The sequence below is a fragment of the Sorangium sp. So ce1014 genome (genome assembly GCF_051521505.1).
Classification (GTDB): domain Bacteria; phylum Myxococcota_A; class Polyangia; order Polyangiales; family Polyangiaceae; genus Sorangium.
Genome location: NZ_CP150356.1, coordinates 10,866,267 through 10,888,811, shown reverse-complemented (window position 1 = coordinate 10,888,811; position 22,545 = coordinate 10,866,267). Strand labels below are relative to the sequence as shown.

21 protein-coding genes are annotated in these 22,545 nt (G+C 71.3%); 11 read left to right on the top strand and 10 right to left on the bottom strand.

The window, feature by feature from the left end; genetic code table 11:
- Nucleotide 1: 1 nt before the first annotated feature.
- From WME75_RS41350 to WME75_RS41325, 6 genes are all read right to left on the bottom strand, one after another.
- Nucleotides 2–619, bottom strand: coding sequence for a hypothetical protein (locus tag WME75_RS41350; RefSeq protein ID WP_437482581.1), 618 nt, complete (start codon nt 617–619; stop codon nt 2–4).
- A 2-nt stretch (nt 620–621) separates the two neighbouring features.
- Nucleotides 622–1,782, bottom strand: coding sequence for a hypothetical protein (locus tag WME75_RS41345; protein ID WP_437482579.1), 1,161 nt, complete (start codon nt 1,780–1,782; stop codon nt 622–624).
- Nucleotides 1,779–2,999 carry a DUF2169 family type VI secretion system accessory protein gene (locus WME75_RS41340; protein WP_437482577.1) on the bottom strand — a complete coding sequence of 407 codons (1,221 nt, stop codon included), beginning with the start codon at nt 2,997–2,999 and terminating at the stop codon, nt 1,779–1,781. The genes WME75_RS41345 and WME75_RS41340 overlap by 4 nt, the downstream gene beginning before the upstream one ends.
- Nucleotides 2,996–4,276 carry a hypothetical protein gene (locus WME75_RS41335; protein WP_437482575.1) on the bottom strand — a complete coding sequence of 427 codons (1,281 nt, stop codon included), beginning with the start codon at nt 4,274–4,276 and terminating at the stop codon, nt 2,996–2,998. The genes WME75_RS41340 and WME75_RS41335 overlap by 4 nt, the downstream gene beginning before the upstream one ends.
- Nucleotides 4,277–4,279: 3 nt before the next feature.
- Complete coding sequence (locus tag WME75_RS41330; protein ID WP_437482573.1) at nt 4,280–5,347, bottom strand: DUF2169 family type VI secretion system accessory protein; 1,068 nt, start codon at nt 5,345–5,347, stop codon at nt 4,280–4,282.
- A 270-nt stretch (nt 5,348–5,617) separates the two neighbouring features.
- Nucleotides 5,618–6,235 carry a TetR/AcrR family transcriptional regulator gene (locus WME75_RS41325; protein WP_437482572.1) on the bottom strand — a complete coding sequence of 206 codons (618 nt, stop codon included), beginning with the start codon at nt 6,233–6,235 and terminating at the stop codon, nt 5,618–5,620.
- Between the two features lie 101 nt (nt 6,236–6,336).
- Here WME75_RS41325 and WME75_RS41320 point away from each other — a divergent pair, with 101 nt between their 5' ends.
- The 6 genes from WME75_RS41320 (at nt 6,337) to WME75_RS41295 (ending at nt 13,470) form a co-directional block, all read left to right on the top strand.
- Nucleotides 6,337–7,077, top strand: coding sequence for a 3-oxoacyl-ACP reductase family protein (locus tag WME75_RS41320; protein ID WP_437482570.1), 741 nt, complete (start codon nt 6,337–6,339; stop codon nt 7,075–7,077).
- A 520-nt stretch (nt 7,078–7,597) separates the two neighbouring features.
- Nucleotides 7,598–9,148, top strand: coding sequence for a hypothetical protein (locus WME75_RS41315; RefSeq protein WP_437482568.1), 1,551 nt, complete (start codon nt 7,598–7,600; stop codon nt 9,146–9,148).
- Between the two features lie 95 nt (nt 9,149–9,243).
- Complete coding sequence (locus WME75_RS41310) at nt 9,244–10,242, top strand: lysylphosphatidylglycerol synthase transmembrane domain-containing protein (protein WP_437482566.1); 999 nt, start codon at nt 9,244–9,246, stop codon at nt 10,240–10,242.
- 69 nt (nt 10,243–10,311) lie between these two features.
- Nucleotides 10,312–11,364, top strand: a complete 1,053-nt coding sequence (locus WME75_RS41305) for a glycosyltransferase family 2 protein (protein WP_437482564.1) — start codon at nt 10,312–10,314, stop codon at nt 11,362–11,364.
- Complete coding sequence (locus tag WME75_RS41300) at nt 11,361–12,047, top strand: class I SAM-dependent methyltransferase (RefSeq protein WP_437482562.1); 687 nt, start codon at nt 11,361–11,363, stop codon at nt 12,045–12,047. Before WME75_RS41305 ends, WME75_RS41300 begins: the two co-directional genes overlap by 4 nt.
- 43 nt (nt 12,048–12,090) lie before the next feature.
- Nucleotides 12,091–13,470, top strand: coding sequence for a hypothetical protein (locus WME75_RS41295; protein ID WP_437482560.1), 1,380 nt, complete (start codon nt 12,091–12,093; stop codon nt 13,468–13,470).
- Nucleotides 13,471–13,590: 120 nt separating this feature from the next.
- On the opposite strand, the gene glyS is transcribed toward WME75_RS41295, so the two are convergent.
- Entirely contained in the window at nt 13,591–15,690 is a 2,100-nt protein-coding gene (glyS, locus tag WME75_RS41290) for a glycine--tRNA ligase subunit beta (RefSeq protein ID WP_437482558.1), read from the bottom strand.
- Nucleotides 15,691–15,844: 154 nt separating this feature from the next.
- A complete protein-coding gene (locus WME75_RS41285; protein ID WP_437482556.1) occupies nt 15,845–16,762 on the bottom strand; it encodes a hypothetical protein in 918 nt (305 codons plus the stop codon).
- 325 nt (nt 16,763–17,087) lie between these two features.
- Between WME75_RS41285 and WME75_RS41280 the strand changes: the two genes are divergently transcribed.
- Nucleotides 17,088–17,897, top strand: coding sequence for a hypothetical protein (locus WME75_RS41280; protein ID WP_437482555.1), 810 nt, complete (start codon nt 17,088–17,090; stop codon nt 17,895–17,897).
- Between the two features lie 332 nt (nt 17,898–18,229).
- On the opposite strand, the gene dapB is transcribed toward WME75_RS41280, so the two are convergent.
- The gene (gene dapB, locus WME75_RS41275) at nt 18,230–19,039 is read right to left on the bottom strand and encodes a 4-hydroxy-tetrahydrodipicolinate reductase (protein WP_437482553.1); all 810 of its coding nucleotides are present in this window, start codon (nt 19,037–19,039) and stop codon (nt 18,230–18,232) included.
- A gap of 71 nt (nt 19,040–19,110) precedes the next feature.
- On the bottom strand, nt 19,111–20,016 hold the full coding sequence (gene dapA, locus WME75_RS41270; RefSeq protein WP_437482551.1) for a 4-hydroxy-tetrahydrodipicolinate synthase: 906 nt from the start codon (nt 20,014–20,016) through the stop codon (nt 19,111–19,113).
- Between the two features lie 270 nt (nt 20,017–20,286).
- Between dapA and WME75_RS41265 the strand changes: the two genes are divergently transcribed.
- The 4 genes from WME75_RS41265 (at nt 20,287) to WME75_RS41250 (ending at nt 22,388) form a co-directional block, all read left to right on the top strand.
- Nucleotides 20,287–20,964, top strand: coding sequence for a NuoI/complex I 23 kDa subunit family protein (locus tag WME75_RS41265; protein ID WP_437482549.1), 678 nt, complete (start codon nt 20,287–20,289; stop codon nt 20,962–20,964).
- 77 nt (nt 20,965–21,041) lie between these two features.
- On the top strand, nt 21,042–21,557 hold the full coding sequence (locus WME75_RS41260) for an NADH-quinone oxidoreductase subunit J family protein (RefSeq protein ID WP_437482547.1): 516 nt from the start codon (nt 21,042–21,044) through the stop codon (nt 21,555–21,557).
- A 3-nt stretch (nt 21,558–21,560) separates the two neighbouring features.
- A complete protein-coding gene (nuoK, locus tag WME75_RS41255; protein ID WP_437482545.1) occupies nt 21,561–21,872 on the top strand; it encodes an NADH-quinone oxidoreductase subunit NuoK in 312 nt (103 codons plus the stop codon).
- Nucleotides 21,873–22,142: 270 nt separating this feature from the next.
- Nucleotides 22,143–22,388, top strand: coding sequence for a hypothetical protein (locus WME75_RS41250; RefSeq protein ID WP_437482544.1), 246 nt, complete (start codon nt 22,143–22,145; stop codon nt 22,386–22,388).
- The last annotated feature ends 157 nt before the right edge of the window (nt 22,389–22,545 follow it).

The window sequence follows — 22,545 nt, the reverse complement described above, 5'->3', positions numbered from 1 at the left end:
ATCAGTTCAGGTGGATAGTCTCGCCTTGCACGACGACGTCGTCGGCCGCGCCCAGCCGCACCTCGCCTTGCCGGGCCACGAGATCGATGCTCCTGGCGCTGACGCGCAGCGCGCCATCCAGCTCGAGGTCGATCCCCTCGGTCAAGAGCCGGATCACGGGGCCGGTCTCGGAGGCGAACACGTCGACGAGCGGCTTACCGTCCGCGGTGGCGACGCGCAGCGCCTCGTCGCCGTGGAGCTCGAGGCGCGCGGCCTCGGCGCGCGGCGCCTCGGGCCGCAGGGCGAAGCCGTCGACGACGCCCGTCACGATGGGCTCGGGCCAGTTCGACGGCTGCGAGACGAGCACGCGATCGTGCGCGCGCACGGCGAGGCCGTGCAGCGACGGCAGCCAGCGCTCCTGCGGGCCGAGCGGCGTCGCCCAGCGGACGAGGAGGCGGCCGATCAGGGTCGGGTGCCGCGCGTCGACGCACTCGCCGACGATCACCTCGCCGGGGCGGAGGCCCGCGAAAGGCTCCGGCGGCGCCTCGTCGAGGCGCGCGGGGGCGGCGTCGACGAGCTCGTCGACGGGGGAGCGCTCTTCGTAGAGCGCGGCGGAGCCAGGGTCGGAGATGCGCTGCATGGTCACGTTGCCTTCCAGGCCGCTCCAGGGAGCGAGGCGCCGCGGGGGTGGGTCGATGACGTGTCCAGGGGATCGACGCTCAGCACGGTACGCGTGTGCTTGGTGAAGTAGAGCCGGTAAGGCAGGTGGGGCACCAGGGCGCGATAGGCTTGTTTCTTCACCATGAATTTTTGATTCTGGACGACGAAATAATAAATATGTGTCGACTGCGCCGAATCGCTGGAGCTCTGTATAGTCCAGACGTGTCGCACGACCTCACCGTCCACGGTGAGCACGCGCGGCGTGAAGACGTCGCGGATGCTCCAGAGGTAATAGAGGGTGGCGATCAGGATGACCTGTGCGTGGACCGAAAAATGGCCATCGTGTTCGGTGGAGGACGTGACCAGATGAAGTGTCCCAAAGAATACGAACGGGGCGAAGAAGATGAGGTGCGAAGTGAGGCGGTGCCCCACCTGTCGCAAGGACATCCTCCCTCGGCGGTTGTGTCCGAGATCCTCGGCGTTGAATCTGAGCGCGCCGGCGAGCGCGCGGAACAGCTCGATGCGGTCGCCAACGTGCGGCGCCATGGAGAAAGGATACGCGAGCCCGGTTCGGCCAGGGCGTCCGGCGAAGACCCCTTCTTCCACGTCGCGGACACCGAGCGAGACGGACCAGGTGCCCCCTGGAACGACGGTCGATTCGGCAGCGATCAGCAGTCTGGAGCGAGGGAGGAGATAGCCGCGGTACGGTCCGGGCGGGAGCGGCGCCGCGGCGGCACGGACCGGCGCCGACCCGTCCACCGGCTCCATCACGTAGTGGCCGTAGAAGCGGCGCGCGCGCCAGACGACACGACCGGGAAACATGGCGACGTCGCCGGCGGCGATGTCAGCACGGACACGGGCGCGGCGCCAGATGCGGCGCACGGGCATCCACGCCGCTAGAAGGCCGCCCGCTGCGAGGAGCGCGCACATGCCCCAACCGAAGAGGCCCTGGCTCCCACGCCTCTGCACCACGATGAGCACGGCGACGCCAACGAGTATCGTGGAGAACAGCCACGCCATCTGTTCATTCGGGTTGACGGATAGGACATTTTGGAGCGAGGCTCGTTGCGCCGCGGAGAGCCGTCCCGCGCGGTTCCAGGCGATGTCATCGAGGAGCGAGGAGGGGGCTGCGCGGTGGATCACGGTCGGCCTCCGCGGGCGACCGTCGCAGGCGTCCTCGCGCGGTGCGTGGGCGGCGGCTGGTACTCGATGGGCCGATCGCCGTCGATCGTCACGGCGACCGGGATGTACTTGTGGATGCCCGGGATGAAGGTGCGCGGTAGATCCACCGTGGCCCCGTAGACGAGCGAGACGCGCTCGAGAGCGGGCTCGACGACGATCGTATGGGTGCGGGGGGCGGCGGGCACGCGGCGGCCCTCCAGCGTGAACTCGATCGATGGTGAGCCGGGCAATGTGAACTCGATAGAGGGCCGCTCCGCGTGCATGCCGTCGACGCGGATCACCTCGTCGCCGCGCACCGCGTCGAGCACGAAGCCCTCCGGCGCCTCCTGGAACAGCCGGGGCGAGACCCCGGGCTCGCGCGCAGCACGGTACCCTGCCGGGAGAGCGCCGAGGCGCACCTCGGGCAAGCGCTCGTCGTCCGGCGCGGGGAACCACGGCTCGACCGAGGGCCCGAAGCCGAGGTGACGGGGGAACGCGAGCGGAGGCACGAAGTCGAAGCACGCGGGGAGCGGCTGCCGGTACCAGAGCGCCGGGTCGCCGGTCACGAGCCGCTCGGGCGTGAGCCGATCGAGCGGGTCTTCGAGGTTCGGCATCTCGGCTCCATGGAGCGGCGCGGGATCGACGAGGTAGCCCTTGCCGAGCGGATTCCGCGGGTAGGTGCCCGGGTGATCCGCGCCCATCGACGCCAGCGCGAGCTGCGACAAGGACACCTCGCCCCGGAGCTCCACGCGCGTATCGGTGCCGCCGTAGGCGAGCTCCCAGATCACCGGCATGACGGTGAACGGCTCCGGGTCATCGATGACCGGCCTACCTCCCGCGGTCCAGCGGATCTCTCGCCGGCCGAAGACGGCGATGCGCTTCGACGTGGCGCCGATGGCGGCCTCCACGAGCGTCTGCGCCGTCGGCCGGCCGCCGGGCGCGTGCGCGGCGCCGCGGACGACGAAGTCGGTCGCCGCCTTGCTGGGCCAGAAATCGACGCCGGCGGGGAGGCGCGGGGCGAGCCGCTCGTCCCGAGGATCGTTGAGCAGAGGTCGCGGCGGCGCGAGCACGCATCTCCGCCCGGCGATCGTGAACGTCTTCTTCACCAGCACGTACGCCGTCGGTCGAACCCCCTCCCAGGGGCCGAGCTCGAGGACGGCGTCATAGGCCTCGCGCGCGGGGGTGCGTTCGGCGCTCACAGCGGAGGACCCCAGATCTCGGAGGCCGCTGTGTCCACCCCGCGAGGCGGGCTGCCGCGGCCAGCCGGCTCCGGAGGCGCCATGGATTCACCCGGCTCTCTACGGGTCGTCAAGGTGACCTTGCCGTCGCTGTTCTCGACGACCGTGGTCGTCCTGGTTCCGTCGGGGTTGTTCACCGTGGTCGTCCGCCGATCGCCGCTCCAGGTCTTTGCCACCGTCTCGGTTTGGCTCGACCTCCTTCGTCCGTCGGGGGCTCCGGGGTTGTAGTCGTTCTGCACCGACTCCGAGCTGAAGGGCGTCGCCGTTTCTTGCTTGTACGTTGCCTTGCCACGCTGTCCTTCGGGAGCGTCGGGGTGGTACTCGCCGCCGCCAGTCACCTTGCTGCCGAGGCCAGGAGCCGTCGTGGCGATGCCGATCTGACCCTTGGGCCCCTCCTTGGTCGCGTCGCCGCCGGCGTTGAAGGTGTACTCGCCGGAGGCGCCGATGCTGGCCGCGCTGCTCTTGAGTGGATCTTCCCACTTCCTCTCGATGCTGATCGAGATCTTCTGTGGGTTATTGCGCAGGTCCGCAGATTCCGTAGAGACACTCATCTTGATCTCGGTGCCGAAGGGACCCTTCACCGTGGCGTCGACGCGCATCGGATACCGCGGATCGAGCGCGTGTTGAACGACGCTCGCGAGGAGGCTCGCGGCGGCTCCAGCGAAGCTCTTTTGGGACTCCTTCAGCGCCGTCAGGCTCACCCCGGGCGTCCTGAAGTAGTAGCGCTCGATGGCCATCGTGGCGGCTGTCCGCATGATCCCGCCGATCAGGTCGGTCCCTGACATGCCGACGTGGACGTTCATGCACGGGTTGGTGAACGTGAAGGTCGCCGGCATCGACATCGGCTGGCCGCAGGTGAGCAGCGGGAGCGGCGGCCAGTGGCTCGTGCAAGCGGTCGTCTTCCCGTTCATCCGGACCGAGAAGCAGGTCACGATGACCGCGCGCTTCGACTGGAGGAGCTGCATCGGCAAGAACGAGTTCGCCGGCGGGATCGTGATCTGCGGGATGAGAGGCCCGCAGTCGTGCTGATCGAGCACCACGTTCTTGCCGTTGACGAACACGGTGGTCGTCTTCTGGACCTTCCCGGCGCTCTCCCCGAACGGCCACCCGTGCGGGATCGGGACCTCGATCGCCGGGACGATCGTCGGCGGCGGCGCGGGCGGGATGGGCAGGAACAGGTGGCTCGAGGAGCCCGCGCTGAGGTCGTTCGACCGGGTGACCGGGACGGGGACGCGCATCGCTCATCCTCCTCGGCCGGGCGGCGCGTACCAGCCGCCCCGCTCGACGCGCAGGCGCATCGAGCGCTCCGCGCTGGGGTATTCGTAGGTGAAGGCGTGGCGGAACACGAGATAGAAGCGCCGCTCCTCGGGGAGCAGGACGAGCGCGTGGGGCCGCAGCTCGCGCGTCCCGGTGCGGAGCCCCGACACGTAGTCGACGAAGACCCGGACCGCTGGGAGCGCGAAGGACACAGGCTCCTTCCCTGGCGTCAACCCGGCCAGGATCACCCTGCACCTCGCCTCCGGCAGCGCGATGACCCATCGCGGGTGCGCCCGGTGATATGCGCCGTCGATGAACTCTGGCAGCCCCGGCGCGGATCCCGGGCTCGGCGGCGCCACGGTGCGCGCCGCCTGGATGGCGGAGTCGACCGGAACCGCCCCCCAGTACACAGGATCGGGCGCGTCCTCCGGGAGCCTGATCCGCGCCTCGGGATCCTCGATGTTGGGCAGCCGCCGGAGCGCGTCGTGGCGCGGGTACCCCTCGGGCGGCTTCAGCATCTCCGCGAGCGATCTCACGGCGGGCGCGGGATCGAAGCCGCGCCCGCCGCGGTTGCGGGCGTCCATCGCCTCGACGAACGCCTCGCGGTCGACCTCGACCTCCACCGTTCCCCCGAACGCGCGCTCGTGGGTCAGGGGCATCCGCGTGAACGGCGCCGGCGCGCCGATCCGCGGGCCGACGCCGCCCTCCCAGGCGCGATCTCCGGAGACCAGGAGCTCGCGCCGCTCGCCGCCGACCGCGAGGGACACCTTCATTTGCTCGACCGGCTCGCCGTCGGGCGCGTGCGCCGCGCCGAGCACGAGGACCTCGAAGGCGTCGTCGCGCCGCGGCAGGTCGTCGCGCGGCACGATGCCGAGCTCCGTCACGCGATCCTCGTCGAGGAGCGGCCAGGGATCCTGCGTGTCGAGCTCCGTCCCCCTCGGCCCGATACGGAACGTCGCCTTGGCCATCACCATGCCGATGCGGTGGGTCGCGCCGAACAGGCGCGCCGTCACCAGCTTGGCGGGGACCGCTGTGGCATTGATCAGGCGCATGACAGGACCAGCGAGGACACCCGAGCGTGCCGCGCCGTGTCAAGCCGTTTTCGAGGAGGGCTTCACCGCCCTCGTCGACCGCGTGATCCGCGTGCAGGCTAGCGCCGGACTGGCGGCTCACGTGCCGCGGAAATACCGTCGCCCGAGCCACGTCACACGGGCCGAGCACGTCGGCGCGCGGAGGGCACGAAGCGGCCCGCCGGCGTCCAGGTCGTGGTGCGCGGGCGGGGCGCCTGGAGTTCGGCCTGCGGCAGGCCGCAGGCGGCCCGCTCAGACCGCGGCGCGCGGCCGCGCCAGCGTGCCCCAGGCGGCCATGGCGCAGTCGACGATCGCCTCCAGGGCCTCGCGCGAGGCGCCGTCGCGGGCCTGGATGGAGAGGCCCTGGAGCACCGTGGTGTAGAAGGCGGCGAGCGCCGCCGTGTCGGTGCCCGGCGGCAGCTCGCCCTCGCAGACGCCGCGCTCCAGCCGCCTGCGGAGCTCGTCGAGCGCGCCCCGCCGGCACGCGGCGAGGTGGCCGCGCACGCCCTCGCTCTCCGGCGTGCCGAGCGTCGCGGCGAGCACGATCATGCAGCCGCTCGGCTTCTCCGGGTGCGCGTACGCCTCCACGTTGCTGCGCAGCATCGCCTCGACGGCCCTGCGCGCTGTCGGCTCGTCGCGGAGCGCGCGGCTCGCCGCCGCGCCCTCGACCTCGTTGTAGAGCGCCACCGCCTCGCGAAACAGCGCCTCCTTGCAGCCGAAGGCGGCGTAAAGGCTCGGCGAGCTGATGCCCATCGCGGCCGTGAGATCGCTGAGCGACGTGCCCTCGTAGCCGCGCTCCCAGAACACCTCCATCGCCCGCCGCAAGGCGGCGGCCCGATCGAAACCGCGCGGGCGCCCCCGTCTGGCCATCACGCGGACCTTTCTGTGCCGATCGATAAATAAATCCGTTGACGCCCGCTCACCCGGCGACGTATACGTTCTGTGCTGATCGACACAGAAATGAGGTAGACATGCTGGAGCTTGCTGGCAAGGTGGCGCTGGTGACCGGAGGCAGCCGCGGGATTGGCGCGGCGATCGTCAAGCGGCTGGCGCGGGACGGGGCGGATGTGGCGCTGACGTATGTGAGCGCTGCGGACGGAGGGCGCGGGGCGCTCGCCGAGGTCGAGGCGGCTGGCCGGCGGGGGCTGGCGATCGCGGCGGACAGCGCGGATCCGGCGCAGGTCGCTCGCGCCGTCGAGCGGACGGTGGCCGAGCTCGGGCGGCTCGACATCCTCGTCAATAACGCTGGCATCGCGCTCATGGGGCCGCTCGAGGCCGTGACGCTCGAGCAGGTGGACCGGACGCTGGCGATCCATGTGCGGGCGGTCTTCATCGCCTCCCAGGCTGCGGCGCGGACGATGGGGGCGGGCGGGCGGATCATCAGCATCGGCAGCTGCCTTGCCGATCGGGTGCCGGGGCCGGGCACCACCCTGTATTCGATGAGCAAGGCGGCGCTGGTGGGCCTCACCAAGGGCCTCGCCCGCGATCTCGGGTCGCGCGGCATCACCGCCAACCTCGTCCAGCCGGGCCCGATCGACACGGACATGAACCCGGCCGACGGCCCAGGCGCAGACCAGCAGCGGAGCCTGCTCGCCATCGGCCAATACGGCACCGCGGACGATATCGCTGCCACGGTCGCTCACCTCGCCGGGGAGAGCGGGCGCTTCATCACGGGCGCGACGGTCGCCGTCGACGGCGGCTTTGCCGCCTGAGATCGCCGTGGCCTGGGCTCTGCTCGAGCCGTAGGGCGACCGGGCCTCGGCGGAGCTCGCGCGCGCCGGCGTCCCGCACCGGAAGCTCCGCTGCACGCGGCGGGTGCCGCGCCCTGCGTGGGTGGCGCTCCACGCGAGCGTGGACGTCCGGCGCCGGAAGCCGTGCGCGGCGCTCCGGGCGGGGCCACGCGCCCGGTGTCGCGAAACCTGGCCGATTGACGCCGACCGAGCGCTTGCCCTGCTTCACGAAGACCGTGTCGTCGACGAGCCACGTCGTGATTGGCGCTCGCGCGTTCATCGCGTTCATCGCATAGCGTCGCGTCCTCCGCAAACGGCCGAGGGCGCCACGGACAGGGGCGGACAGCGGGCGCCGAGGCCGCGGATCCCGCCTGTTTCGCCTTGACATTCACGAATCGTTTTGTGTCTCCTGCCGCCGCTTGTCCCCCGGCTTGCGCAGCACAACCCAGGCGCACGAGCAGGCCAGCCGGCCTGAGCGCCTCTCCTGACTCCGAGATTCACGATGCAATTGCACCCCCGAACGCTCAGGTCGTTCCTTGCTCGCCTGGCCGGGACACGGATCGGAGACAGCCCGCTGAAGCTGGGGCTCTGTGGGATCTTGCTCGTCTTCTTGACGTTCGGCGCGCTCAACGTGTTCGTCATCCCGCCGTTCCGCCCGCTCGACGAGCCGCGGCACGCTGCCTATGCGCTGCTGCTCGCCGAGGGCAGGATGCCGGAGGTCTCCGAGCCGCTGCCTCACAAGAAGCTGGGGATTGCTCCTCTGCGCAGGAGCAACATCGTCGCGGCGGCGAACCACCCCCCTCTTTATTACCTGATGGTCGGCCCGCCCCTCCGCTGGGGCAGCGTCACGAACCACATGACCACGGCGCTCCAGCTGTCCCGGCTCATCACGCTGGCCCTGGCGGCGGCAGGGCTGGTCTATGTGTTTCGCATCGTGCGGCTGCTCTTGCCAGGGTACCCAGCGCTCGCGCTGACCACCACGGCGCTCACGGCCGTCATGCCGGCGTTCGTGAACGTGTGCGCGCTGGTCCACAACGACGCCCTCGCCTTCCTCGCCGCGGGAGGGCTGCTCCACGCCGCGTTCGGCGTCCTGGTGAACGGCCTGTCGCGAGGCCGGCTGCTCGCCGCCGCGATCTGGGCGTCCATCGCCTGTCTGACGCGCTTCGCCAGCCTGCTCGTCCTCGCGCCCGCCTTGCTCGCGGTGTTCGTGACGCCCCTCTTGTACGAGCAGGGCAGCGCGGGGCGGCGCCTTGGACGGGGCGCGCTCGCTTGCGGCGCGATCCTCGGGGCTGTGGTCCTCACCTCGGGCTGGTTCTACTTTCGCAATTATCGGCTCTATGGGGACCTGACCGGCGGGAAAGAGCTCTTCGACATCCTGCATCGCCGCGCGCGCAAGCCGGCCATCTATTACATCTTCTCCTTCGACCAATGGCTCACGCTGCACGATCACCTGTGGGCGCGCCTGGCCGCCGGGAAGACGGTGAAGGGAGCCACGGTCTATGTGGCGCGCTGCTTCTCCCTGCTCGCGCTCGTCGGGTTCGCCAAGGCGATCTTCCACGCGCGGCGGCATCTTCGCTGGAATCTGTGGCGCGATCCCCGGGCCGTGGGGCTCGCCATCTCGCTCCTCGCCTTCCTGTGCGTGACATTGCCCATCTTCGAGTTCTACAGCCGGGGCGGCAATATCACCGCGCGCTATTACTTTCCCGTGCTCTGGGTGCCTATGTTGATCCTGGCGATCGGGCTGCACTCGGTAAAGACCCCCGTGCTTCCGAAGGCGGGAGTCCTCATGGCGTCCCTGCTCAGCGTGGCCACGCTCTATCTGTACCTTCTGATCCTCGTGAAGAAGTTGTGGGCCGGTGAGCCCAGCTACTTCATGGCGTTTGCCGGCACCGCCCTGGGCCTCGTCCTGCTGCTCGATCCCGTGCGGATATTGCACCGCCGATGCGGCGATGCCGCCGCGGAGTCGCCCCAGGACGTCGCTCCCCCCGGAGGCGCGGCGGAGCCCATCCGCGACGCTCCGTCGCCCGGGGAGGGCCCGGCCGTTTCGCCTTGACATCCCTGGAGCGGGGTGAGCGCCGCTCCAGCGTGGCAGCCCCGATCGAGACGACCACCTCGCGCACGTCGCGCGATCATGGTAATCGCGCGGCCATGACACGCTCGGCACCACCGGCGCGCCGGGGGCCGCTCGCGATCCGGACGTTGCTCCGCCTCGTCGGCCCTGTGCTGCTGCTCGTCGTGTTCCTCCGGATGAAGGACCGCGCGGCCGTGCTCGAGCTGCTGTCGTCCGCCCTCGGGTGGCACCTCGCCGCCGCGATCGTGCTGAACTTCGCCTCGGTGCACGTGAAGGTGCTTCGGTGGACCGTGCTCCTGCGGGCGCGCGGCATCGAGTACCCGGTGAAGAGCGCGTGGGCGAGCTTCCTCGCGTCCTCGTACGCCGGAATGCTGACGCCGGGCCGCGTCGGCGACGTGCTGCGGGTGCAGTACCTCCGGCGCGACCACGGCGTGCCCTACGCCGAGGGCGTCGCCTCCGTCGTCGTGGATCGCCTCTGCGATCTCTACGTGCTCGCGGCCTTCGTCGCCCTCGCGATCGTGCGGTTTCGCGAGGTCTTCGCCGGGCAGCTCGCGTACCTCACGTGGATCACGATGGCGCTGACGGTGCTCGGGCCGCTGCTCTTCCTCATCCCCGGGATCGCGGAGGCCGTCGCCTCGCGCCTTTACGCGAAGCTCGCGCGCGGCGCCGGCGCGGAGACCGGGTTCTCCCTGTTCCTGCAGGCGCTGCGCGGCGCGGCCGTCCGGGGGCTCTGGGCCGCGCTCCCCCTCACCTTGCTCGCGTTCTGCATCAACTTCTTCCAGGGCTTCCTGCTCGCCCGGGCGCTCGGCATGGGGATCTCGTTCTACGACGTCGGGTGCCTGCTCGCGATCGCGAGCCTGCTCGGCCTGTTGCCAATCTCGATCTCCGGGCTGGGTGTCCGCGAGCTCATCTATGCGCTTGTGTTCCCGCTGCTCGGATACACGGCCGCGAGCGGCGTCGGATTCGGTCTGCTGGTCTTCGCGGTGCTGTATCTCTTTATCGTGCTGCTCGGCTTCATTGCCTGGCAGCTCGATCCGCCCCCTTTCGGCCTAGAACGCAAACCGAGCCTGGAGTAGACTCCGCCCGCCTGAGACGCCGTGATTTCCCCGCCCGTCGCTCGCAGCAAAATTTCCAGGTTTTCACCGATGCTCGAACAATCGATTCGCGACAACACCCGCCCAGCCCCCGTCGACACCGTCGCCCAGCCCCGCGCGGCGGCGGTGCCGGTGCGGCTGCCGCGCCTCCTCGTCATGCTCCCCGCGCTCAACGAGGCCGCGACCGTCCAGTCTGTCATCGGCAGTATCCCGCGGTCGATCGAGGGTGTCGCGTCGGTCGAGATCCTGGTGATCGACGACGGCTCCACGGACGACACCGCGGCGCTCGCGCGCGCCGTGGGCGCCTCGGTGATCTCCCACGGCATCAACCTCGGGGTCGGCGCCGCGCTCCAGAGCGGCCTCGACGAGGCGCTGCGCCGTCGCGTCGACATCGCGGTGAACATCGACTCGGACGGACAGTTCGATCCGGGGCAGATCCCGACCCTCATCCGGCCGATCCTCGCGAGAGAGACGGATTTCGTGAGCGCCTCCCGTTTCCTGCATGCGGCGCTCATCCCGGAGATGCCGCTCACGAAGAAGCTCGGCAACCGGGGCATGTCGTGGCTCATCAGCACGCTGGCCGGCAGGCGCTTCGCCGACGTGTCGTGCGGTTTCCGCGCCTATTCGCGCGAGGCGATGCTCCAGCTCGTGCTCACCGGCAAATTCACCTACACGCAGGAGACGTTCCTCGTCCTGGCCCAGAAGGGGCTGCGGCTCTACGAGATACCGCTCGCCGTGCGCGGCGTCCGCGAGCACGGGACGTCGCGCGTCGCATCGAACCTGTTCCGGTATGCGTTCCGCACCAGCGGCATCATCTGGAGCTGCCTCCGCGACTACCGCCCTGGCTCGATCTTCAACACCGTCTCGTTCGTGCTGCTCCTGAGCTCGCTCGGGATCGGCGGCTTCTTCATCTGGCACCGGATCACGGCGGGCGTATTCACGCCCCACATCTGGGCAGGCTTCGTGTCTGCGTTCTTCTTCGGGCTCGCGCTGATGATCTTCGCCCTCGGCCAGATCGCGCTCATGGTGGCGCGGCTCCGCATGGTGCAGGACAAGCAGCTCTATCTCATGCGCAGGCACCTCCAGCGCAACGAGGACTCATGATCAGCATCGGAACGATACCGAACGACTTGCTGGGAGAGATGGAGCGGGCCCTGTCGCCCGACGACGCGGCCGAGATGGCGATCCCGAGCTATCGCCACAAGAACCCGCTCCTGCGATCGATGGCGTGGTGGCGGGTCCACGCCCTCGGGGCCTTCCTGGACAGGGCGGCCCGGAACGGCCCTTCACGCCCGCGCGTCCTCGATTTTGGCTGCGGGTGCGGCGTGCAGTTCGAGCGGGCGAGCCGCTTCGCCGAGAGGATTTACGGCGTCGACATGGTGCTCGGCGCGGCGAAGATCCTCGTCGAGCGCCGCGGGCTCGATCGGGTCACGCTGCTCACGCCCGACGAGGCGCGCGCGCAGATCGAGCCCGGGAGCATCGATATCCTCCTCGCCGGGGAGGTGCTGGAGCACATCGAGCCCCTCGGGGACACGCTCGAATGGCTCCGGACGCGGCTCGCTCGGGGCGGGCACATGCTGGTCAGCCTGCCGACCGAGAACGCCGTCTACCGGCTCGGCCGCAAGCTGGCGGGCTTCTCTGGCCACTATCATCACAGCGACGCGAGCCGGATCGACGCGGAGATCCGCCAGAGCGGCTTCGAGGTCGTGCGCACGTCCAGGATCCCCCTCGGTGGGCCGCTCTCGGTCTACTGGATCATCGACTACCGGTCGCGGGACGCGGCCTGAGCCATCGCCCCCACCACGAGGCCGAGCGACGAGGAGAAGGGCCGTGCCGTACGAGCTCATTCCGCGGAGGAGCGCACGCGCGTTCCTCGTCCTGCTGCTCGTTCTGAAGCTCGCGATCTCGGTCTGGAACGCGGCCGCGTTCCCGACGCGCGGAAGCTACGACCATCGCCACCACGCGTGGCGGGCGAAGAGCGCCGGCCTAGAGATGGGCAAGATGGCCTACAATCCGCCGCTGTATTACCTGCCGGTCCTGCCGAGCGTGAGCCCGACCGCGAAGGTCGACGATCTCATGGCTCAGCTCCGCTGCACGAACGTGGGGTACCTGGCGGTGTTCTACGTGGCGTGGGTGTTCTTCATCTTCCCGCGCATGCTGCCTGATCCGAGGGCCGCGACGATCGCCGGCATCGTTCTCCTGTCGCTCCCTGGGTACCAGAAGTCCGCGGCCATGGTGCACCCGGACAATCTCCTGATGGCGCTGTCCGCGGCGTCGTTCGCGTTCTGGCTATGGATGGCGCGGCAGCCGAAGGTGCCTCTGTGGTCCTCGCTGTTGCTCGGCCTCCTGTCGGGGCTCGCGGGCATGACGCGGCCGTTCGCGGTGGTGCCGGTGCTCGTGACCTGGGCGCTGAACCTCTGGGAGGCGCTCCGCAACGCCGGGCGCCGGTTCTTCTCGGCGAGCTTCCTCGGCCGCGCCGCGGCGGTGACGCTCCTCATCGGGGCGATGTCGAGCGGCTGGTACGCGTACCGCTACGCGCGCACTGGCCACCTGATGAACGCGTATAACGACAGCTACGTGGCGCCCTATCAACCGCTCAAGAAGGGCTTCGACTTCGGCGAGTACTACACGACCTTCTATTACTCGAAGCTCCTCGAGACCCCGAACCGGAAGCTGACGGGGAAGGAGAAGCCCTCTCATAACCCGATGGCGAACACCTTCTTCACGATCTTCTACTCGGAGACGTGGGGAGATCACTGGCTCTATTTCTCGGGGACGAGGAACCCGGACGGCAAGCTCTGGGAGAAGCGGGCGCTGCTCGTCGTGGCGCTCCCGCTCACGCTCTTCCTGGTGATCGGCTTCCTCGTCGGGGTGGGGAGATCGCTCGTCCATGCGGTGCGAGAGCGGGAGTGGGTGTCCCCGCGGACGGCCACGGTGGCGATGGCGGTGGGCGGCATCGCGCTGTACCTCTACTGGCAGAGCGGCGCCGGGCTCCTCCCGGGGAAGAACTCGAGCATCAAGTTCCTCTACGTCGCCTACGCGATCCCCTACCTCGTCGCGGTCGCGCTGTGGTTCCGGCCGCGCGTGCGCCTCTACAACGCGCTCGTGGCGCTCAGCCTGCTCGTGTACGCGGCGGCGCTGCCGGTGTCGATCTACTGGCCGGCCGCCAAGGCGGCGTCCCGCGAGGTGGACGAAGCCGACGGCGGCTAGGCCCGTCTGACGAGCACCACGGCACGCCGGGCACGGATGCCAGCATGTGCTGGAGACACTCGCCCGTGAGCCGGGCTTGCTACGACGGCGCGCTGGTCATCACACCCCGCGCCGGTCCCGTCACGACGCCGCGCGCGGCGCCTCGCCGAGCAGCTCCAGCCTCGCCAGGCTCCCGCAGGTCTCCGACAGGGCGCGCATCAGCCGCAGGCGGTTGTCCCGCACGGCCGCGTCGTCGGTCATCACGAACACGTCGATGAAGTACTGGTGGAGCAGCGGCGCGAAGTCCGCCACCGCCTTGAACGCAGCGTCGTACGCGCCGCTCTGGACGTCAGAGGCGATCTGCTCGCGCAGCTTGAGATAGCCCGCGAAGAGCGCCGTCTCGCTCGGGTGCACCTCGTTGCCGAACGGCGCGACCGGCTCGCCGGGCGGCGCCTTGTCGGCGATGTTGGTCGCCCGCTTGAACACCTCGCCGACCCGGGCGCGGGTCTCGGGGCTGAGCGCGTCGATCGCGCGCACGCGCGCCCGGAGATCGAGCGGGCGATCCGCGGCGACGCGGAGACACGCGAGGACCGCGTCCTGCGGGAGCCGGTCGGAGAGCAGGCCCCGCAGCCGCTCGGCGAAGAACTCGCCGAGGCGCGCCGCGAGCTCCTCGCGCGCGACGTCGAGCTTCACGCCGGCGTAGCCGTCGTACGCGGCGCTGAACGCGGCGCCGAGGCGCAGATCGAGGTCGCGATCCAGGAGCGTGCGCAGCACGCCGAGGCAGGCGCGGCGTAGCCCGTACGGGTCGGCCGTGCTCGTGGGGATGAGCCCGACCGCGAAGCAGCCGACGAGCGTGTCGAGCCGATCGGCGATCGCGACCAGCGCGCCGGCGTGCGTCGGCGCGGTCGCGTCCGCGGCGCCCTTCGGCAGGTAGTGATCGCGGATGACGTCGGCGACGTCGGGGCTGACGCCCTGGGCCAGCGCGTAGGCGCGGCCCATCTCGCCCTGGAGCTCGGGGAACTCGCCCACCATCAGCGCGACGAGATCGCACTTCGCGAGGTGCGCGCCCGAGGCGGCCGCCATGAGCGTCGGCTCGGGCAGCATCAGCAGCAGGCCGAGCTCGCGGGCGAGCCGCTCGACGCGCTCGGCCTTCGCGAGCACGCTGCCGAGTCGCTTCTGGAACACGATCCCGCCGAGCTTCTCGCGGCGGCTCGCGAGCGGGAGCTTGACGTCCTCCCGGTAGAAGAACTGCGCGTCCGAGAGGCGCGCGCGCATCGTCTTGTCGTTGCCGCTCTTGATCTTCTCGGGCGCCTCCGCGGTGTTGACGACCGCCAGGTACCTCGGGAGCAGCGCGCCCGTCTTCGCGTCGCGGACGCCGAAGTAGCGCTGGTGCCCGCGCGCGACCTCGAGGATCACCCGCTCCGGCAGCTCGAGGAACCGCTCCTCGAAGCTGCCGACGATGACGTGCGGCTCCTCCACGAGGGACAGGTTCTCGCCGATGAGGAAGTCGTCCTCGATCAGCACCCCGCCGGCGTCCCGCGCCGCGGCGAGCAGGCGCTCGCGCATCAGGCGCGCGCGCTCGCCGGGGTCGACGAGCACGTGCGCCGCGCGCATCGCCTCGACGTAGTCCCTGGCCGCGCCGAGCGTGATCTCGCCCGGCGCGAGGAAGCGGTGGCCGCGGCTCGCGCGCCCGCTGCGGACGCCGGCGATCTCGACGGGGATGACCTCGGCGCCGGAGAGCGCGACAAGCCACTGGATGGGGCGGCCGAACGCGAACTCACCCTTCCCCCAGCGCATCGACTTGCGGAAGGGAATCGCCGCGATGAGCGACGTCAGGACCTCCGGGAGGAGCTCGGCCGCGGGCTTACCGGCCTCGCGCCGCGTGCCCGCGAGGTACTCGCCCTTCGGCCCCTGGACGCGACGCAGATCGGCGACCGCGCAACCGAGCTTCTGCGCGAACGCCTCCGCCGCCTTCGTGGGGGCGCCGTCCTTGAAGGCCGCCTTGACCGGCGGGCCGGTGACCTCCTCCTCGAGGTCGGGCTGGCGCGCCGCGATCCCGGAGATGAGCAGCGCGAGCCGCCGCGGGGTGCCGAGCGCGCGCATCGCGCCGTGGCGGAGCCGGAGCTCCGCGAGGCGCTTCGTCGCGAGATCCGGGAGCGCGCGGAGCGCGGCCTCGACAAACGACGAGGGGAGCTCCTCGACGCCGATTTCGAGCAGGAGATCGCTCGCTTCGTTGGACATGGGACCGCGGACGCTAGCCCAGAACCGCCCGTCCGGCGAGGCGGTCGATAGATCGGGCAGCGCTGCGCGCGTGGCGAGTCGCCTGGCCACGCGCGGCCCGCCTGCTCCGACCGCGCCTCGCGCGCCTTACGCGCCTCGCCGTGACGTGCGCGGCTCAGCGGTCCTGAGCCGCGCGCCGGAGAGCGCGCGCGAGCACCTTCTTGAAGGCGCTCGCCTCTCCTCCGTTCGGCTTGTTCTTGCGCCCGTACCAGGTCGCAGCGCCGACGCGCACGACGCACTGGGCTGCCCGCGTGTACCGCCGGGACGCCTTCGCGACCGCCCGATCGTCCGGCGCAGACGCCGACGCGACGGCCGCGCCGAGGTCGTTCAGCGCCTTGTCGAGCGGGAGGCAGCCCTCCGGCGCGCGCGGCAGCTCGAGGGGGGGCGGGGCGTGACAGCAGCGGGCGCGCAGGGTGGCGAGGGTCGCCATGTCGTACCAGCCAAGCACGGCCCATTCCTTCGTCGCGTCCGAGACACCGTCGGCCCCGGCGGCGCTGACGAGCTGGCCCTTGAGCGCCGCGACGCCCTTCATCGGGTCGACCTCGGTGCAAAGGAACGACAGCTGGCCTGCGGTCGCGGCGTCGACGCTCTTGCTCGGGAAGAGCGGCATCGCGCAAGCCGCGAAGTCCGCCGTGACTGCAGCATCCGCCGCTGCGCTCGCCGCGCCGGCGTCCACCGGATCTGGCGCCGTCGCGGTCGCGTCGTCCATGGCCGCATCGCCCGCGCCCTCGGCTGCCGGGGCGCTCGGCGCGGCGGGGGCGGCGCAGGCGGCGGGAGCGGCGTCCGATCCGGCAGGCAGGGCTGCAAGGGACGGCTGCGGCGGCGTGGCATCGCGGTGGCGCAGCCAGGACCAGGCCGCCGCAATGGCGCCCGCGAAGGCCACGGCGCACAGGGCCAGCGCGGCCACCCGGCGCGCCGCGGAGGGCGCCTTGCGGCGCGCGCCTGGAGGGAATGCCGGGGCGCGCGGCGCATCGGGCACGCCGACGTGCGCAACGGCGCCGTCGGTCCTCAGCGCGGACGGATCAGGCAGCAACTCGTCGTCGACGGGCGCGAGCCGATCGCGGCCAGGACGCAGGCTCTCCGGTTCGTCTCCGTCGGCGGGCGGCGCCGGTGCGGGCGAGAGAGGCGGTCGTTCCGCGTGCGCGGGCGGGAGGGGCGACGGCTCCGTCAGTGCGTGCGCAAGGGGCGACGGCTCCGTCAGTGCGTGCGCAAGGGGCGACGGCTCCGCCGCTGCGGTCGGTCGGGGTGGCTGTTCCGCGTGCGCGGGCGGGAAGGATGACTGCTCCGGCGGTGCGGTCGGGAGGGCCGGTTGCTCCGGCGGTGCGGGCGGAACAGCCGCGCCGGGCGGGCGGTGGGGGGTGTCCGCCCTCGGGGCGCCGGCGTGCCCCGGTGATGCGGCAGGCGAGGCCGCCGGCGCCTTCGAGGCGCGGTCTGGCGCCTCGGGAACCGGGGTGGTCGGCGTGCGGACCGTCGACCGGAGCCCCAGGGCCGAGAGCCCGTGGAGCGGCACCGGGGTCCGGCGCCCCGTGGAGCTCGCGCTGGTAGGCGGCAGCGAGCTCCCGCGCGGCGGCTGCGAGCTGGAGCTCCCGCGCGGCGGCGAGCTCCCGCGCGGCGGCGAGCTCCCGCGCGGCGGCTGCGAGCTGGAGCTCCCGCGCGGCGGCGAGCTCCCGCGCGGCGGCTGCGAGCTGGAGCTCCCGCGCGGCGGCGAGCTCCCGCGCGGCGGCGAGCTCTCGCGCGGCGGCGAGCTCCTGCGAAGCGGCGGCTGCGAGCTCGACGCGCCCCGCATGCCGCTGTTCGACGGGCGCGGCGCCGGCACGGTCCTCGCCGGCTCCACGACCGCGTGCTCATCGAGCGGCGGCAGCTCCCCCAGCCCGTCGCTCGGCCGCGCCGCCTCCAGCGCGCGACGGAGCGCTGCCACCTCGACGATCCGTTGCTCCGCGTCGCGCGCGAGCGCCTGCTCGAGGACGCGCCACAGCGCGTCGCCGGCGCCGCCCCGCGGCGTCACCCGCGGCGCGGCGCCGGCGCTCTGCTTGCGGCGGAGCTCCCGGTCGCTCTCGGCAGGGAAGGGGAGCGTCCCCGAGAGCGCCACGTACAGCGTGATCGCGAGCGCCCACGTGTCGTCCCGGCGCGACGGCCCCTCGCCCGCGGCGCGCTCCGGCGAGCGGTAGCTCACGAAGACCGGCGTCGCGAGCGGATCGGAGAGCCACCCCCGCGACGCGCATGGCTCGTCCTCCATGATCACGCACGCAGCCGACAGGCTGCCGTGCACGGTCCCGCGCGCGTGCAGGCTCTCGATCCGCTTGGCCAGACGGACGACCCAGCCCACCGCGTCTCGGTCCGGCAAAGGACCGGCACGCGCGATCCGCGCAGCGAGCGTCTCCATACGAGCGCGGCAGCCTAGTGCGGCGAAACGCTGCTGACCACCTTGTGGCTGTCCGCGCGGCGCGCCGGAGCACCGATCGCCGGTCGTCGGCCCGGCGGCGCCCCGGCAGCTCCGCCGTCAGCCTTCGATCACGTCGGCCATCGTGTACCGGCCTGGCGGCTTGCCGTGCAGGTGCCACGCCGCGCGCAGCGCGCCGCGCGCGAAGAGGTCGCGGTTCGTGGCGCGGTGCGTGAGCTCGATGCGCTCGCCGGGGCCGAGCAGGTGGACCGTGTGGTCGCCGATGACGTCTCCGCCGCGCACGGCGAAGATCCCGAGCTCGTTCGCCTTCCGGGGACCGGCGTTGCCCTCGCGGCCGTGCACGTCGGCGAGCGCCGTGGCCGCCTCGCCGGCCCCGCCGCGGGCCGCGCGCACCGCGTCGGCGAGCCGCACGGCCGTGCCGCTCGGGGCGTCCACCTTGGCGCGATGGTGCACCTCGACGATCTCGACGTCGTAGCCGGGCCCGAGCCGGCGCGCCGCGCTCGCCGCGATCTCCGCGAGCACGTGGATGCCGATGCTCGTGTTCGGCGACCAGAGGACCGGGACGTGCTGCGCCGTCTCGTCGAGGAGCCGCTCGCACGTGCTGTCGAGCCGCGTCGTGCCGCTGACCACGGCGACCTTGGCCCGCATCGCGAGGTGCAGGAGCCGGGGGAGCGCCTCGGGTCGCGAGAAGTCGATGACCACGTCCGCGCCGAGCAGCCCGGCGCTTGTGTCGTCGCTCATCGCGACGCCGATGTTGCCCGTCCCCGCGAGCTCGCCGACGTCGCGGCCGATGCCGGAGGAGCCGCGCGACACGATCGCGCCCACGATCTGCGCGCGCTCGTTCGCGGCGAGCCGGACGATCGCCTGCCCCATCTTGCCGCTCGCGCCGTGGACAGCGACCTTCAGCATGCGGGCCTCTTCTTCCCGGGCAGCCTCCATCAGCGCGCCCATCGTTACGCCTCGATGATCGCCGTTCGATTTCACGTCGCCTCGCGCCTCGCCTCGATCCGCTTCATCGCATCGACGATCTGCTGCCGTGTCGCCTCGCCGGCCGGCGAGAGGGGCATCCGGACGGCGGGGCTCATGCGGCCCAGGGCGGCCAGCACGGCCTTGGCCGGGGAGGGGTTCGGCTCGAGGAACATGAGCCCGTGCAGCTCCAGCAGCGCGAGGTGAGCCGCCCGCGCGCCCGCGAGGTCGCCGGCCAGGAACCGCCGGGGCACCACGCTCGTCTCGCGCGGCAGCACGTTCGACGTGACGCTGATGACGCCCTGCGCGCCGAGCGCCATCATCGCGAGCGTCAGCGCGTCGTCGCCGCACAGGACCGTGAGCCGGTCGCCGAGGCGCCGCGCGAGCTCCTGGCAGCGGAGCACGTTGCCCGTGGCGTCCTTGATGGCGACGACGTTCGGCGCGGCGGCGCAGATGCGCTCGGTCGCCTCGGCGGAGAGATCGACCCCCGTTCGCCCCGGGATGTTGTAGAGCACGATCGGCCCCGAAATGGCCCTGGCCACGGCCAGCACGTGCTCGCGGAGCCCGTCCTGCGAGGGCTTGTTGTAGTACGGCATCACGATCATCACGGCGTCCGCGCCCGCGGTGAGCGCGGCGCGCGAGGCCTCGATCGTCTTCTTCGTCGAGAACGAGCCCGTCCCCGCGATCACCGGCACGCGGCCGTGCGCCGCCTCGACGACGCGCCGGATGACCGCGGTCGTCTCCGCTTCGCTCAGGGTCGGCGACTCGCCCGTGGTCCCGCACGGCACGAGCCCGCTGACGCCGCCCGCGATCTGCGCCTCGACGAGCGCATCCAGCGCTTCGAAGTCGACGGCTTCGCCATCGGGCGTGAAGGGCGTGACGAGGGCGGTGAACGTTCCCGATAAGGGGAGCTGCGTCATCAGACGACCATGATCGCCACCCGGGGGGCGCGTCAACAGGAGAGGACAGGTCCTCCGCGCGCTCCACCCTCTCCGCGGGTTCCTGCCCGGCGCGGCGCCGGTCGGACGCGACCGTGGACGCAATGCGGCGCCGGTCGGCGGAAGCCCGGAGCGGATGGCGTCGCGCGGGCCGGACGCTGCGAGCGGGGGATCTGCTAGCCTGCTTGGCGTGGCGCCTCGCTCCTTCGGGCGGTATGTCCGAGCGCGTCAGGTCCCGGAGAGGCACCGGCCATGGATCTCGCCCAGTACATCAAGAGCATCTCCAGCGCGGCCAATACCATCCTGGAAGGGATGGCGGTCACGTTCTCCCATCTGTTCCGGGAGCCCATCACCGTCCAGTATCCCGACAAGACGGATCGGCCCGTGAGCGAGATGCTCCCGCCGCGGTACCGCGGCTTCCTCGAGGTGCAGATGGACATCTGCACCGGCTGCAAGCGTTGCGAGCGCGCGTGCCCCATCGAGTGCATCGCGATCGACCTGGAGAAGGACCCGGCGACGAAGAAGCAGGCGATGAGCCGCTTCGACATCGACATGGGCAAATGCATGTACTGCGGCCTCTGCGTCGAGGCGTGCAAGAACGAGTCGACCGGCGCGATCCGGCATACCCGCGAGTTCGAGGGGGCGGCGCCGACGCTCGACCACCTCACCTTCCGCTTCATCCCCGAGGGGCTGGTCCCGCTGTACAAGGCGCCGAAGGACCTCGGCGAGGTGCCTGTCGGCGAGTACGGGCCTCACGCCCGCGAGGCCCGCGAGCGCGCCATGCGCGACAACCCCGCCGCGCTGGAGGAGCTGCGCGCCATCTGGCGCCGGGAGCGCGCCCGGAAGAAGGGCGCCGAGGAACCGGAGGCCGCGGGCGCGGAGGCCGCGGGCGGGGAGGCCGCGGGCGGGGAGGCCGGAGCGGGCGCCTGAGCGAGGGCGTCGCGCATCGCGGGGGCGTCGCCCTTGAAGGGCGATGGGCAGCGGTCTAACGTCGCTGCCCTCACCACATGCCCTCCCTGAGTGCACTCGTCTTCCTCGGGCTTGCGGCGCTGACGCTCGGCTCCGCCGGGTTCGTGGCGTTCTCCAGGAACATCATCCACTCCGCGCTGGCCCTGCTCGGCACGTTCCTCGGCATTGCGGGGCTCTACGTCACGCTGTCGGCCGATTTCCTCGCGGCGACGCAGGTGCTCGTCTACGTCGGCGGCACGCTCGTCCTGATCCTCTTCGCCGTGATGCTCACGAGCCGCATCGCGGAGATGAAGGTCTCGAACCCGCGCGGCCGGCCCGTCGTGGCGTTCGTCCTGGTCACGGCAGTGCTCCTCGTGCTCGGCCGGGTGGCGACCCGGACCCCCTGGCCCGCCGAGGCCAGGCCGGCGATGCCGTCCACGGCCAAGCTCGGGCATGCGTTCCTTGGCGAGTACCTGCTCCCGTTCGAGCTCGGCTCGATCATCCTGCTCGGCGCCATGATCGGCGCGGTCGTGCTCGCGCGCCGCGCCGTCCGGCGCGCCTGGGAGAAGGAGTAGGCGATGGAGGAGATCGGGCTCATCCATTACCTCAGCGTCGCCGCGGCGCTCTTCGGCCTCGGGCTGTTCACCGTCATGACGCGGAAGAACGCGGTGGGCATCCTCCTCGGCGTCGAGCTCATCCTCAACGCCGCCGCGCTGAACTTCGTTGCGTTCGAGCACTTCGTCGCGGGCGGCGTGTCGGGCCAGGTGTTCACGGTCTTCATCATCGTCCTCGCGGCGAGCGAGGCGGCGATCGCGCTGGCCATCGTGCTCCAGGTCTACCGCAACCACCGCAGCATCATGGCCGACCAGCTGACATCCCTGAAGAACTGACGCGAGAGAGGTCATCCGTGCGGAAGAGCGCGACGAGCGCGACGAGCGCGGCGGGCGCGACGGTCGCGGTGCGGCGCCCGGACCGGCTCGCGCCGCGTCGCACGCCGCGCGTTGCGCGTCACGCGTACGCCGACCGCACCGCCACCGACAGCGCCCACCGGATGCGCTTGACGTGCCCGCGTTCTGCCGCTCCAGGTGGAGCTCAATCCCACCGACAAGCAGGAAAAACCTGACCTTGCTAAGCCCCTGTGGACGACCCACGTTCGAACCATGCAGAACCTATCCAAGTCGGAGCTGGTGGGGTTCGTGGAGCTCGAGGTCGGCTCGCTTGCTGTGCAGGTGCCGATCCGCGCTGCAGAGGCGGCGACGGAGCTCCCCCTCGCATCGTTCGAGGCCGAGGGAGACAGTTGCGCCATCCTCGTGCGCGGCGACACGTCCTCCAAGGCGGTCGAGCTCGCGCTGCGACATGCGGCACAGGAGGCGGTCAAGCACCTCTCGAAGAAGCTGCTCAATTAGGGCGGTAGGGTGCGCGGCGGGCTGCGGGACGTCGCTCCCGGACAGCGCAGCCCTCCGGGGCGTGGATTCCTGCTCAGGGACGGCACGGCACGTTCCTGCGGTCATCCGGCGCGCAGCGAGCCAGGAGCGGGCTCATGGTCGAGCCCACCCGGTCTGC

Bases quoted from the DNA above. Each gene is read 5' to 3' on its own strand.
- WME75_RS41350 (WP_437482581.1), bottom strand. From the start codon at position 619: ATGCAGCGCATCTCCGACCCTGGCTCCGCCGCGCTCTACGAAGAGCGC.
- WME75_RS41335 (WP_437482575.1), bottom strand. From the start codon at position 4,276: ATGCGCGTCCCCGTCCCGGTCACCCGGTCGAACGACCTCAGCGCGGGC.
- WME75_RS41330 (WP_437482573.1), bottom strand. From the start codon at position 5,347: ATGCGCCTGATCAATGCCACAGCGGTCCCCGCCAAGCTGGTGACGGCG.
- WME75_RS41325 (WP_437482572.1), bottom strand. From the start codon at position 6,235: ATGGCCAGACGGGGGCGCCCGCGCGGTTTCGATCGGGCCGCCGCCTTG.
- WME75_RS41320 (WP_437482570.1), top strand. From the start codon at position 6,337: ATGCTGGAGCTTGCTGGCAAGGTGGCGCTGGTGACCGGAGGCAGCCGC.
- WME75_RS41315 (WP_437482568.1), top strand. From the start codon at position 7,598: ATGCAATTGCACCCCCGAACGCTCAGGTCGTTCCTTGCTCGCCTGGCC.
- WME75_RS41310 (WP_437482566.1), top strand. From the start codon at position 9,244: ATGACACGCTCGGCACCACCGGCGCGCCGGGGGCCGCTCGCGATCCGG.
- WME75_RS41305 (WP_437482564.1), top strand. From the start codon at position 10,312: ATGCTCGAACAATCGATTCGCGACAACACCCGCCCAGCCCCCGTCGAC.
- WME75_RS41300 (WP_437482562.1), top strand. From the start codon at position 11,361: ATGATCAGCATCGGAACGATACCGAACGACTTGCTGGGAGAGATGGAG.
- glyS (WP_437482558.1), bottom strand. From the start codon at position 15,690: ATGTCCAACGAAGCGAGCGATCTCCTGCTCGAAATCGGCGTCGAGGAG.
- dapB (WP_437482553.1), bottom strand. From the start codon at position 19,039: ATGCTGAAGGTCGCTGTCCACGGCGCGAGCGGCAAGATGGGGCAGGCG.
- dapA (WP_437482551.1), bottom strand. From the start codon at position 20,016: ATGACGCAGCTCCCCTTATCGGGAACGTTCACCGCCCTCGTCACGCCC.
- WME75_RS41265 (WP_437482549.1), top strand. From the start codon at position 20,287: ATGGATCTCGCCCAGTACATCAAGAGCATCTCCAGCGCGGCCAATACC.
- WME75_RS41260 (WP_437482547.1), top strand. From the start codon at position 21,042: ATGCCCTCCCTGAGTGCACTCGTCTTCCTCGGGCTTGCGGCGCTGACG.
- nuoK (WP_437482545.1), top strand. From the start codon at position 21,561: ATGGAGGAGATCGGGCTCATCCATTACCTCAGCGTCGCCGCGGCGCTC.
- WME75_RS41250 (WP_437482544.1), top strand. From the start codon at position 22,143: ATGCAGAACCTATCCAAGTCGGAGCTGGTGGGGTTCGTGGAGCTCGAG.